Annotated in this window: 8 protein-coding genes; 1 reads left to right on the top strand and 7 read right to left on the bottom strand. The window is 49.4% G+C overall.

From position 1 onward, the window contains the following. Positions 1-215 precede the first annotated feature (215 nt). The gene (locus M1L52_RS03170) at positions 216-2,264 is read left to right on the top strand and encodes a helix-hairpin-helix domain-containing protein (RefSeq protein ID WP_248613372.1); all 2,049 of its coding nucleotides are present in this window, start codon (positions 216-218) and stop codon (positions 2,262-2,264) included. Positions 2,265-2,298: 34 nt separating this feature from the next. On the opposite strand, the gene M1L52_RS03165 is transcribed toward M1L52_RS03170, so the two are convergent. The 7 genes from M1L52_RS03165 to dapF all read right to left on the bottom strand — a co-directional run bounded on the left by M1L52_RS03165 (position 2,299) and on the right by dapF (position 12,533). Then, positions 2,299-4,743, bottom strand: coding sequence for a beta-galactosidase (locus tag M1L52_RS03165; protein WP_248613371.1), 2,445 nt, complete (start codon positions 4,741-4,743; stop codon positions 2,299-2,301). Between the two features lie 119 nt (positions 4,744-4,862). Continuing rightward, the gene (locus M1L52_RS03160; protein ID WP_248613369.1) at positions 4,863-6,272 is read right to left on the bottom strand and encodes an RluA family pseudouridine synthase; all 1,410 of its coding nucleotides are present in this window, start codon (positions 6,270-6,272) and stop codon (positions 4,863-4,865) included. Beyond that, the gene (locus M1L52_RS03155; protein ID WP_248613367.1) at positions 6,256-6,945 is read right to left on the bottom strand and encodes a DUF4923 family protein; all 690 of its coding nucleotides are present in this window, start codon (positions 6,943-6,945) and stop codon (positions 6,256-6,258) included. Before M1L52_RS03155 ends, M1L52_RS03160 begins: the two co-directional genes overlap by 17 nt. Further along, on the bottom strand, positions 6,942-7,847 hold the full coding sequence (locus M1L52_RS03150; RefSeq protein ID WP_248613365.1) for a helix-turn-helix transcriptional regulator: 906 nt from the start codon (positions 7,845-7,847) through the stop codon (positions 6,942-6,944). Before M1L52_RS03150 ends, M1L52_RS03155 begins: the two co-directional genes overlap by 4 nt. Positions 7,848-7,986: 139 nt before the next feature. Beyond that, positions 7,987-10,203: a glutamine synthetase III gene (locus M1L52_RS03145; RefSeq protein WP_248613364.1), complete on the bottom strand. Its 2,217-nt coding sequence runs from the start codon at positions 10,201-10,203 to the stop codon at positions 7,987-7,989. A gap of 183 nt (positions 10,204-10,386) precedes the next feature. Continuing rightward, on the bottom strand, positions 10,387-11,649 hold the full coding sequence (locus tag M1L52_RS03140; protein WP_248613362.1) for an LL-diaminopimelate aminotransferase: 1,263 nt from the start codon (positions 11,647-11,649) through the stop codon (positions 10,387-10,389). Positions 11,650-11,657: 8 nt separating this feature from the next. Next, a complete protein-coding gene (dapF, locus tag M1L52_RS03135) occupies positions 11,658-12,533 on the bottom strand; it encodes a diaminopimelate epimerase (RefSeq protein WP_248613360.1) in 876 nt (291 codons plus the stop codon). Between the last annotated feature and the right edge of the window lie 181 nt (positions 12,534-12,714).

Raw genomic sequence — 12,714 nt, 5'->3', positions numbered from 1 at the left:
CGTAAAGGAGCCTAAACTGATGGGAATAAATAAATCTGCGACACAGATTTAATAATCTGCGTCGTGGATTTATTATTTTGCGTCATGGATTATATAATCTGTGACGCAGATTTAAGAATTTCTGTCTGTTCTGTTCTCTTTATCTTACAGGATGACCTCGTTTTTATGACGCTTTTGTTTTGTTTTTCAATCGGTTCTTTGTACCTTTGCTTTCCATGAGAGAAACACCGATAGCTGAGCATCGTCTGATGCGTCTTATACTTTGCGTAATCTTTGTCTGCCTTTCGCTGCTCGACGGCTTTTCGCAAGAGCAGGAAAGAATGTCGTGGCAACAGCTATGGCAGGATTATGTCAATGCGGAGGATATGGAAGATGAGTCAACGGAACAGGGACAGTATGAGGAGAATATGGCGTTGCTACAGCAGTTGGCAGAGACCCCGATAGACATTAACAGGGCTTCTTTTAGCGATCTTATGGCTCTGCCTTTCCTGTCTCAGCAGCAAGTGATGGACATCATGGGCTATCGCGACACCTACTATCCTGTTAGGTCAATGGGAGAGATGCGCATGGTGCGCTCGCTGGACTATACTCAGCTGGCATTGCTCAGTTGTTTTGTCTATGTAGGCGAGGTGACTGATACGTTGCGCTTCCCTTCGGTTAAGACCATCACAATGCTGGGACGCCACGAGTTGTCGGCCTCAGTGCGCGTGCCATTCTATGAGCGACGTGGCGACAGAAATGGCTATCTGGGCTATCCCTATCGTCACTGGCTGAAATATGATTTCCACTATTCTGACTATGTGCGCTTCGGCTTTGTTGGCGCTCAGGATGCCGGCGAGCCGTTTTTCTCAAACCGCAACACTACGGGATATGACAGCTATTCCTACTATGTGCAGGTGAGGAAGTTGGGTGCTTTGGATAATCTCGTGGTGGGAAAGTACCGTATAGCCTCGGGCATGGGACTGATACTTAACAACAGTTTTCAGCTCGGTAAGATGTCTATGCTTCAGACAAAGGGCAGACAGACGGAGACACTTAGTCCACATGCGACGGGTTCCATAGCCGACTATATGCAGGGCGCAGCAGTGGCACTAAAGCTGTCGAAACATTTCAAGATGACGGCATACGGCTCAGTGAGACCTATTGATGCTACTTTAAACAAAGACGGTACTGTGGCAACGATTCTGAAGAACGGCTATCATCGCACCCCTACTGAGATGGCAAAGAAGCACAATACTACAGAGACCGACTTAGGTGCTATGCTCTCCTTTTCAGGAGGCGGCCTAAGACTTGGAGCCACCGTTGCCTATACCTATCTTGATCGTCAGCTGAAACCCGACAACGGACAGCTATATCGTCGATACTTCCCTGCTGGAAAAGACTTTCTTAATTATGGCGTCAGCTATAGCTATATGCACCACCGCTTCTCGCTCAGTGGCGAGACAGCTGTCGATGGCGACGGACATGTGGCAACGCTTAACGTGCTGAGCTATCAGCCGGAAGCGTCATGGAGCGCTATGATTGCTCAGCGTTTCTATAGCTATCGCTACGCGTCGCTTCATGGGCATGCCTTTGGCGAGGGGTCGCGGGTGCAGAACGAGAGTGGAGTGTATGTAGGCTTCACCTGGCAACCAATCTCGCGCCTAGAGCTGAGAGGATATGCCGACTTTGCTTATTTCCCATTGGCTCGCTACAGGGTGTCGAGGGATTCGTGGGCAAAGGACTATCTCGTTGAGGCTGTCTATAAACTCAGCAGGTCATGGACGATGAAAGGACGCTATCGCATGCATCTGAGAGAGATGGACAACAAAAGCAAGACGGCGCTAAGACAGCATAACGACCATCGTGGTCGCCTGTCGCTGGACTATGATGATGGCTGTTGGTCGTTTACTACGCGTGGTGACTATGTGCGTGCGGCAAACGAGGATATTTCCAATGGATGGATGGTGAGCGAGAACGTTGGCTGGCGTAAGAAGTGGTGGCGGTTAGGAGTGATGGCCGCTTACTTCAACACCGATTCTTACGATAGTCGCCTGTATGTCAATGAGCAGCAGCTGCCCCACTGCTTCTCATCGCTGTCGGTCTATGGTAGAGGCCTGCGCCTGTCGCTTATAGCACGTGCCATGGTGGGCAGCCACCTGCAGTTTGATGCTAAGCTTGGATATACGAAGTACCGCGACCGCACAACAATAGGCACAGGGCTTCAGCAGATAGATGCTTCCCACATGACTGACCTTGATGTGCAGGCGCGGTGGAGATTCTAAAATGAGGGCGTGTAATCCGTTGTCTTTAAAAAGATTAATACAGGTAAATCTTGAAGTCCTTCACTGAGCCAGGCGCTCCTTGTTCAGCGCGTGGCAGGTATTCCAGTGCGGTGACGGTCTGCACAGAGCCGAGGTCTATGACAATGAGATGAGGCATGGAAGCACTCTTCTCCGTCTGCCAGTAGGTTGACTCCTGCAAGTCAAAGACCTTATCACCAAGGTGGTTGCCAGACTCATCCTCAGAGTTGGCATACTTCGTCTTCCATGGCTCGCGAGAGATGCGCTTGCCGTCAGTGCCCTGCAGATAAAGCTCTGCTATGGCAACGCGGTCGCCATTCTTCTGAGTACTCAGACACTCTATAGCCAAGAATCGACCCTTCTTCTGACCATTGAACTTTATGGTCTGCCAACCGTTGCCAGCCTTGAAGGCACCTGTAGCGGCAGGTGTAGCGCTGTTGAGGTCGGGCTTGTCGCCGATGTTGTTGTGCTTGTTGCTCTTCTCCAGCTGTAGCTTGTTGAGTTCTGGCTCAGCCTGTCCCCAGACGACAGCCTCACGAGGACCAACCACGTCGAGCACAATCACCTCGTTCTTGCCCTTCTTCAGCCAGCAGCCCGGCACATAGAGTGTCTGTTGCGGACCGATGCTCCAGATGCGGCCCATGGCATGACCGTTGACATAAACCTGACCCTTGCCCCACGTCTCGAAGTTCAGGAACGTGTCGCCCACCTTCTTCAGTGTGAAGTAGCCGCGATGGTAGCCCGGCTTCATGATGTCGGCAAGCTTCTTTGACCCCTCATAGCCTTGTGTTAAGGCAAGTGCAGGAACACTCCCTTTTACCTTGCCGGCAGTCATCTGGTCGTTAACGCCTTTCACCATATCAAGCGCATTCTTTGCTGTCTCATAATCATCAGGGATAGCAACGTTCATCCAGTTTTTCGGTGTCAGTACAATCTCTGCCTCGTCGGTCTCCGTTGTCAGCGTGACATTGCCAACGATACCTTTGAAGTCCTTGATGGCACGTCCGAAGTTGATGCGACCCATGCCCTCAACGATGATAATCAACTCGGCGCCCTTCTTCACAGCAGGCAGAGTGAGTGATTTCTCATTCTTTACACGGTCAATCTTACCAATATACTTTTTATCAATAAACACCTGAGCAAAATCATGGAACTCACCGCTGAGCACACTCTGTGAAGTAATCTCGGGCAAACGGGTGGAGTACATCATTGTGCCCCAGCCCATGTCCATTTCCTCAAAGGTCTTGATGGCACCATTGACGGGCTTGGTTATCGCACTGATAAGTGGCGCAAACTCCGTGAGCTGGAACTTAGGCACGGTGATAATTGGCATGGGAGCCTTGGGTACGGCAGGCATCTTCTTGCCGTCGTTATACTTCTCCATCATCTTGCGCAGTTCCCAGAACTTAGGCGTGGCGAGGCCATACTCGTTGATGGGGGCATCGTAATCATAAGAGGTAACGTCGGGGGCAAAACCAGGCGAGTTCGCACCTGCCCAGTGACCAAACGAGGTGCCTCCGTGGGTCATGTAGAGCGAGAAGGAGATGCCTTTGCTGAGCATTTCATCCATACCCTCTACCATATCCTTGGCAGGACGGGTCTCGTGGCGAGCACCCCACTTGTCGAACCAGCCGCTCCAGAATTCAGAGCACATCTTCGGAGCATTGGGTCGCAGCTCTCCGAGGCGACGGAACTGATCGTCAATGTTGGCACCTGTGCCGAAGTTCATTGTCCAGACGAGATCATCGAGTCCGTTCTTAGTGAAGTTTGAAGACCAGTCGCACTGGAACAAGAGCAGACCCTCTCCCGGCCCCTCCCTATGAGGGAGGGGGGTGGGTCTATATATTTCGCGCAGGCAATCCCTGATTTCCGAGACGTAGGGTTTGTCCTCGCCATATGATCCGTACTCGTTCTCCACCTGAATCATGATGATTGGACCACCGTTCTGGATGGTAAGATCTGCGAGCTGTTCGCCCACCTTCTCTTCGAAAATCTTTACGCGCTCCATGAAATAAGGATCACGCTCGCGGAGCTTGATGTCTTTCTTCTTCAGCAGCCACCAAGGCAGACCACCCATTTCCCATTCTGCACAGACGTAGGGACCCGGGCGCACGATGACATACATGCCGTTTTTCTGTGCCAGGCGGCAGAACTCTGCCACGTCATTGTTGCCGGTGAAGTCGAACACGCCTTCCTGCTGCTCGTGGATGTTCCAGAAGATGTAGATGCATATGGCATTCATGCCCAGTGCCTTACACATCTTGATGCGGTGCTCCCAGTATGGACGTGGGATGCGGGGGTAGTGCACTTCGGCTGCTTTCACAATGAAAGGCTGACCGTTCAACAGAAAAGTCTTGTCGCCCACAGTGAAGTCACCGGGCTTGTTGTTTGCTGCTGACATGAGTGATGGGGCTGCCATCAGCATGGCTGCCAGAGCAAGCTTACGAAAGATCTGTTTCATACTTTTGTCTCTTATTTTTAGGTTTTAGCTGTAACTTCCTGCAAATATAAGCAAAAAAAGCAGAACCAAGTGTCTGTTTATGATAGTTTAATACTTTCTTGCCGATTTCTGCCTAAAAATTACTCTGTTGTGGGGAAGAAATCGGGTTTAAACGAGAAATGCATGCGTTCGCCAGTGTCTGGATGGTCGAATGCAAGCTCAGCTGCGTGAAGACACAGCCGATGGGCTTTTGTGCCATAAAGAGTGTCGCCAATGATAGGCATGCCGAGCCCATCTGCGTGGGCGCAATGGACACGCAACTGGTGGGTGCGCCCTGTGTGAGGCATCAGCGATACAAGGGTCTTCGCCTGCGATGCCAACACTTCATAGTCGGTGACAGCGGCTTTGCCATGCACAGGGTCAACGACCTGTCGTGGACGGTCGAGTGGATCTGGACGCAAAGGCAGGTCAATGGTGCCGCTCTTGCCTACAGGCAGCTCTCCATCGACGAGTGCCTCGTATCGTTTGTAAATAGTACGAGAATAGAACTGCTGTTGCAGGTTTTTATAGGCATCCTCGTTGCGTGCCACTACCATAAGTCCCGACGTGTCCATGTCAAGACGATGGGGCATGAACACTCTTCCAAAGCTTTTTGTGAGCATCTCCTCCAATGATGGAGCATTGATGCGTCCTGGCACGGAGAGCATTCCGGAAGGCTTTGCAACAACGATGATCGTGCTGTCTTGATAGACTATCTCTGGCTCAAGGCATGTGCTTGCACGGTCTATGGCATAGGTCTCTTTGTCAACCTCCAGACCTTGCAGCATGAAGGTGAGGATGGGAAGACACTTGCCACGACAGGCAGGGTAGTAGTGCCCATGGTGGCGAACCTCTCCGCGTGGTGACTGACCGAACCAGAACTCTGCTATAGCCACTGGGCGCAGCTTGTTGCGATAGGCATATTGCAGTAGCTTGGGCGCGCAGCAGTCACCACTGCCGCCAGGAGGCAGGGGAAACTTAGCCTGTAGCTTGGGAGATGAGTGATAGTCGCGCCAAATATCTACAAGGTCTTTCTCTTCGCCTCTGGCGTTAAGCATGACATATTGATGGAAGAGCCACAACTGTAGTTCTTCCGACATCTGTTTGCGACGTCGTTTCAGTTCTGCTATGGAATCGCTGTCGTTAAGCGCCTTCACCTCACTGTTGATGGCAGAGATGAGGCGCTCAGTGGTCTTGAAGTGACCATCAGGCTGTTGGGCATCGAACACTGGCGGCACAAAGAACTGCCAGTCGTTTCTGCCAGCCAGAAGTCCTGAATAGGCAGCGAGAAAAAAGAGCTTACCCGACTGCGGATCCTCTACCACCATAACGCCAAACATCTTTCCCCTTTCGGCGTCAGCCCTCAGCACAGGGTCGGCATTCACATAACGCATAACCTCATCCGCTGCAGCTGTGCAGAGCGGATGAGGTTCATAGTCGAACGGATTGTTGAAGCGCAGCGGCTTCTCAGCGTCGACGTTCAGTGGGTGAAGATTACTTCTTGTAGTCAAAGCCAATGCGCAGACCGTCGTAGTTCTTTGACAGGTCACTGATAGAGTTGAGAGTGCTGTTACCGCTGAGGGCAGCAGCTGTCTGGAGCAGGGTGAGCAGCTTCTTTGCCTCGAAGAGCAGACCGATGCCGTCAGAGTTCTTCTTTGCATAGCAGTGGAAGCTGAGCAGCAAGCCCTGGAGTGTTACCTCATAGGTTGACTCATTGAAGGTGTAGTTGCCGCTGAATGACTTGCCTGCAATCTTTGCTGCGAAGGTGCCGTCCTGGTTGAAGGTGATTGATGTGCTTGAGCTGTTGATTCCTACCTTCTGGTATGTGGACTGCAACTTTGACTTGATGCTTGAAGCAATGACCTCGCCACCAGCCTGTGCCAACAGTTTCTCGCTGGTGAAAGCACAGCCAGGCTGACTGTAGGTCCATGTGCCGATGAGGTTGGCTTTTGTCACCTTGTCGAGACCAAGCACGCTCTGCAGCATGTTGCCTACTGAAGAACCATTGACAGCATTGGTGGCCATGTTAGTGAGCACCTCGCTTGCCACAGCACCGAGACTTGCAGCAGCAGCGTTGCCTGCCTCAGCAGCAGTGCTTGAGGCGTTGTCGTTTAATGATACTGCACCGCAGCTTGCCAGCAACATGCTGGCAGCAGCTACAAAGAAAACTGAAATCTTTTTCATAATGTTTTTTTACTTAAATTGTTGATTTTGTTATTTAGGAATTCTTTAAACTCATTACATCCCTGTACTTCTATGTCTTCAAACAGTCCCATTACGAAGCGCCCTATGCCGATGAATGAACAGACGGGCAGCTCCAGTTGCCAGTGGGTCTCGTCCTGCTGTGTCAGGTATTTCCTTGCTTTGGGATATTCCTCTAATAGTATTGATGATGAGAGGCGTCCCATTAGCAGGGTCACCGTCCACTGTTTCTCGTCACTAAACATGAAGATGTCTGTGAAAATCTTGTGGTGTTTGTTCTGGTGCTCCCACGTGACGTCAAGCAGTTGAACATCTTCCATACGGCTGAGCTTGAACGTCTTGTTAATCCCCGATGACAGTTCGAAGCAGCGCACCTCACGATTGCCGTTCATCAGCAGGAAAGGTTCCACTATTCTGTTGCTCGTAGTATTGCTGTGGGGCGAAGAGTAGTTGACAAGCTTTACTGCCACCTGTCGCTTTATAGCTTCATAGAGTGTCGTCACGTTATGGGCTAACTGCTCCTGCATCTCTTCATTGTCAAGAATCTGCAGGTCGTAGAGACGGTCGAGCTTTCGGCGCAGTCGTTCCACCTGTATGCTCTGGTCACCGGTCTTGTCAAGTATGCGGCGCATTGTTATTGCCTCGTCCTCGGTGAAGTGTACCACTTCGTCAATCTTACGGAAGAATGGCGAGTCTTTGCTTACTCGGTAGTATGGCTTGGAGTGCTCAACCTTGAAGCCCGCCAGTCTGAAGAAATCGAGATAGTAGTAGAAGTTGCGTCGCGATATCTGCACACGGTCGCAAATCTCCGGCACGGTGTAGTTATGGTTCTCCGTGAGCAAGAGCAGCAGGTTTAGTTCGCGTTCAAGTTTATCGTGGCGCATATCAAAGAGATAGTCAGACTGTTATTAGGCTGCAAAATTAGCTATTTTTTTGGAATGGACAAACAATTTAATGCCTTTTTAATATGTAAAGGGCTCGGTGCCTTGACAGCATCGAGCCCCTCGTCTAGTTTAGTTTTTTTTATCTTATGAATAGCAGTTCGCGATATTTTGGCAGAGGCCACAGGGCATCATCGACAATCAGTTCGAGCTTGTCTATCTGATAGCGAATCTCATCGAGCTTCGGCTCGACATCGTCGTGATAGGCTATTGCCTTCTGGTGCTCATCTTCAATTTTGTTTGCCTTTTTACGGGCTTCTACCAGTTCTTCAACGCCTTTCTCTATGGCGCTTGTTCGCTCGGCAATCTCCTGAATGATCTTCTTGTTGCGGGCAGATAGTTTGTCTGCCGTTTCAATAGAGAATACCGCAGCCATGTTGCCAACATTTTTCAGCAGCTCACTCTGATAGTGGGTTGCCACAGGGATGATGTGGTTCATAGACAGGTCGCCAAGTACACGTGCCTCAATCTGTATTTTCTTGGTGTAGGTCTCCCATTTAACCTCGTTGCGTGCCTCCAACTCTTTCTTTGTCATGACACCAAGGCTTTCGAACATCTTGATGCTTTCGGGGTCGAGATAGCGTTCGAAAATCTTTGGACAAGACTTCTCGACGTCCAGACCACGTTTCTCGGCTTCTGCCACCCATTCGTCTGAATAGCCGTTGCCATCGAAGCGGATGGGCTTGCAGGTCTTGATGTCCTCGCGCAGCACGTCGATGATGGCGTGAAAGGTAGCGCTGTGACCTGTACCGGCAAGTTTCTTCTCGAACTCAGGAATCTTTGCATCGACACGCTTCTTGAAGTCAACGAGAGCTTCAGCTACTGCGCTGTTCAGGGCAATCATTGCGCTGGCGCAGTTGGCCTCGCTGCCTACGGCGCGGAACTCAAAGCGGTTGCCAGTGAAGGCAAAGGGTGATGTGCGGTTACGGTCAGTGTTATCAATGAGCAGCTCAGGAATCTCTGGTATGTCCATCTTCATGCCCTGTTTGCCGTTCATTGAGAAAAGGTCGTCCTTGTCGGCTTTCTCAATATGGTCGAGCAGTTCTGACAACTGTTTTCCAAGGAAGCTGGAAACAATTGCTGGGGGTGCCTCGTTAGCGCCAAGACGATGAGCGTTTGTAGCACTCATGATGCTTGCCTTAAGAAGTCCATTATGCTTATAAACGCCCATTAATGTCTCAACGATGAACGTAGCAAAGCGCAGGTTCTGTTCGGGTGTCTTGCCAGGAGCGTGGAGCAATACACCATTGTCAGTTGAAAGACTCCAGTTGTTGTGCTTTCCTGAACCGTTGATGCCGGCAAAAGGCTTCTCGTGAAGAAGAACTCTGAAGCCATGCTTGCGTGCCACGCGCTTCATTACTGACATCAGCAGCATGTTATGGTCAACAGCCAAGTTGGTCTCCTCGAATATAGGTGCTAACTCAAACTGGTTTGGTGCTACCTCGTTGTGACGTGTCTTGCATGGAACACCCAGTTCGAGCGCAACAATTTCCAGTTCTTTCATGAAAGCTGCCACTCGCTCAGGTATTGCACCGAAATAATGGTCATCCATCTGCTGGTTCTTTGCAGAGTCGTGTCCCATAAGTGTGCGGCCTGTCAGCAACAGGTCTGGACGTGCAGCATACAGTCCCTCGTCAACAAGGAAGTATTCCTGTTCCCATCCAAGGTTGGATGTAACCTTCTTTACTGTTGGGTCAAAGTAGTGACATACGTCTGTAGCTGCAACGTTTACTGCGTGAAGTGCACGTAATAGAGGTGCTTTGTAATCGAGGGCTTCACCACTGTATGATATAAATACGGTAGGGATGCAAAGTGTGTCGTCAATAATGAAGACAGGACTTGTAGGATCCCATGCCGAGTAACCGCGAGCCTCAAAGGTGGAACGAATGCCACCGCTGGGGAAGCTTGAAGCGTCAGGTTCCTGCTGAACAAGCAGTTTTCCGCTGAATTCCTCAACCATACCACCCTTGCCGTCGTGCTCAATGAACGAGTCGTGCTTCTCGGCAGTTCCTTCAGTTAATGGCTGGAACCAGTGCGTGTAGTGTGTCACTCCGTTCTCTGTTGCCCACTGCTTCATGCCTACTGCTACAGCGTCAGCAACTGTGCGGTCGAGACGTGCGCCATTGTCCATGACATTAATCATTTTCTCATAGACATCCTTTGGCAGGTACTTGTACATCTTTTCGCGATTGAACACTTTCTTGCCAAAATAATCGCAAGGTCTCTCTGCTGGTGTTTTTACGTCGAGTGGCTTCTTCTTGAATGCCTCACCGACAACCTGAAATCTTAATGCTTCCATAATAATATAGCTTTTTGAAATCGAGGCAAAATTACGACAAATAGTCAGTAATCTCTTCTATATGGTAGCAATTAAAATCTTCTTTCTTTATTGTTGTGACAAATTGTAAGTAAATATGGCTGTTTTGTTACAAATTGTAAGTTCTACGCTATAAGAATCTGATAGTCTATAAATATTAAGCTGTTATCCTTTACTCCAGTTGGCTATGCGTTCAAGAGCCTCCTCGGTCTTCTCATGACTGCCAAAGGCGGTGAAACGTACGTAACCCTCACCGGCAGGACCGAAGCCTACACCAGGCGTACATACCACGTTTGCTCCGTAGAGCAGGTTCTCGAAGAACTTCCAAGAGGAAGTCGGCGCCATACCGCCAACTTCCTTTTGGAAACTGTCGGGCGTGCGCATCCATATATAAGGTGCGTTCTCTCCGCCATAGACCTCATAACCTAGTGAGCGCAGGGTGGTGAGCATCTTCTTCGCATTCTGCATGTAGTAGTCTATGGTGGCCTTCACCTGCTGTTTGCCCTCTGGCGTGTAGATAGCCTCTGCAGCACGCTGACTGATATAGCTGGTGCCGTTGAACTTCGTACACTGACGACGATACCACAAGGGGTTCAGCGCGATGCGCTCGCCAGTAAGTGTGGCTGCTGTCAGGTCCTTAGGTACTACTGTGTAGCCACAACGTATACCAGTGAAGCCAGCTGTTTTTGAATATGAGTGGAACTCGATGGCACATTTGCGGGCACCGCGAATCTCATAGATAGAGTGGGGAATGCTGTCGTCCTGAATATATGCCTGGTAGGCAGCGTCATAGAATATAAGTGCGTCGTTCTTCAGTGCGTAGTTCACCCACTTGCGTAATTCTTCTCGTGTGATAACCATGCCTGTGGGGTTGTTGGGGTAGCAGAGGTATATTACATCTACACGACGATTAGGAATTTGTGGAACGAAGCCATTCTCGGCAGTACATGGCATATAAATAACATTTGACCATTTGCCGTCTTCTACAGTTCCTGCACGTCCTATCATCACATTTGAGTCGATATATACAGGATAAATTGGGTCTGTAACTCCTATGCTGTTGTCCCAGCGAATAAGTTCCTGGATATTGCCGGTGTCACTCTTTGCACCGTCGTTGACAAATATTTCATCGATGTCGAGATGGATGCCACGTGGCAGGAAGTCATTCTTCAGAATGGCCTCACGCAGGAAGTCGTAGCCCTGTTCAGGACCGTAGCCGCGGAAACCCTCAGCGGTGCCCATCTCGTCGGCAGCCTTGTGCATCGCTTCTATCACGGCAGGACACAGAGGCTGTGTGACATCGCCAATACCCATGGAGATAACGTTGGCTTTGGGGTGCATCACTTTGAAGGCATTCACCTTCTTGGCTATATCTGCAAACAAATAGTTGTTTGGCAACTTCAGGAAATGTTCGTTAACTAATGCCATATATCTTTTTATTTTAATTCAATCTCTCCATCGAATACAAACTCAGCAGGACCGGTCATATAGACGTGATTCTTTTGGAAAAAGCGTCCATTGACCGAGTGGTCAGATTCACTCCACTCAATATTCAGCGTGCCGCCATCCATTACGATTTGTGAAGTGCGACCAGCCTTTCCGGTAAGAGCAGCAGCCACAGCAGTAGCGCATGCACCAGTGCCACAGGCCAGCGTGATGCCGCTGCCGCGCTCCCAGACGCGGGTTCTTATCGCGATTGTGTGGTCGGCGGTTTCCCCGCCGATAATCTGTGCAAATTCTATATTACATCTTTGTGGGAAGGCTGGGTGATGTTCGAATGTACGGCCTGTCTCGCCTACTTGATCTACGTTATCAGTAAAAATAACATAATGTGGATTGCCCATTGACACAAACGTGCCCTTGTTTGGTTCTCGGGAAGCTGTAAACTGTGTGGGGACATCAAAAGCGGGTTCGCCCATGTCAACAGTTACACTTTCAACAATGTCTTGTGATACATTCAAGAAAAGTATCTTTATTCCGGAAAGTGTCAACAGGCGAATTTCTTTGTGGTCAGTAAAACCGCGTTCAAAAAGATATTTACCTATGCAGCGCGAAGCATTTCCACACATCATAGCCTCGCTACCATCGGCGTTGAATATGCGCATTGAGAAATCTGCCTCGGGGACAGGAGATTTTCCTATAAGAACAAGACCATCGGAACCGATGCCTTTGTGGCGGTCACTCCACTTAATAGCTGCGGAGAAAGGGTCAGGTATGTCATTGAACATGGTGTTTACATAAATATAGTCATTTCCACAGCCATGCATCTTTGTAAAATCAATCTTTCCTGTCTTGTTGCAGCCCTTAGTCATACCCTTTTACCTCTTTTTGTGAATTCGACTGCAAAATTAGGACATTATGTCAAGAAAATAAAAAATATTGAGTGTTTTTGTTCAATTAAAACTAATATTACTAACAGATTGTTACTTTTTGAACATAAATACTTGCATTTTGCTATTATTTTGTATTGCAAACAATGATTTTTGTGATAAA

Origin of the sequence: Prevotella sp. E13-27 (genome assembly GCF_023217965.1) — a bacterium.
Lineage (GTDB): Bacteria > Bacteroidota > Bacteroidia > Bacteroidales > Bacteroidaceae > Prevotella.
Note: the sequence above shows the minus strand (reverse complement) of the source record. Positions and strands in the feature narration are given on the sequence as shown.

Bases quoted from the DNA above. Each gene is read 5' to 3' on its own strand.
- M1L52_RS03155 (WP_248613367.1), bottom strand. From the start codon at position 6,945: ATGAAAAAGATTTCAGTTTTCTTTGTAGCTGCTGCCAGCATGTTGCTG.
- M1L52_RS03150 (WP_248613365.1), bottom strand. From the start codon at position 7,847: ATGCGCCACGATAAACTTGAACGCGAACTAAACCTGCTGCTCTTGCTC.
- M1L52_RS03165 (WP_248613371.1), bottom strand. From the start codon at position 4,743: ATGAAACAGATCTTTCGTAAGCTTGCTCTGGCAGCCATGCTGATGGCA.
- M1L52_RS03145 (WP_248613364.1), bottom strand. From the start codon at position 10,203: ATGGAAGCATTAAGATTTCAGGTTGTCGGTGAGGCATTCAAGAAGAAG.
- dapF (WP_248613360.1), bottom strand. From the start codon at position 12,533: ATGACTAAGGGCTGCAACAAGACAGGAAAGATTGATTTTACAAAGATG.
- M1L52_RS03140 (WP_248613362.1), bottom strand. From the start codon at position 11,649: ATGGCATTAGTTAACGAACATTTCCTGAAGTTGCCAAACAACTATTTG.
- M1L52_RS03170 (WP_248613372.1), top strand. From the start codon at position 216: ATGAGAGAAACACCGATAGCTGAGCATCGTCTGATGCGTCTTATACTT.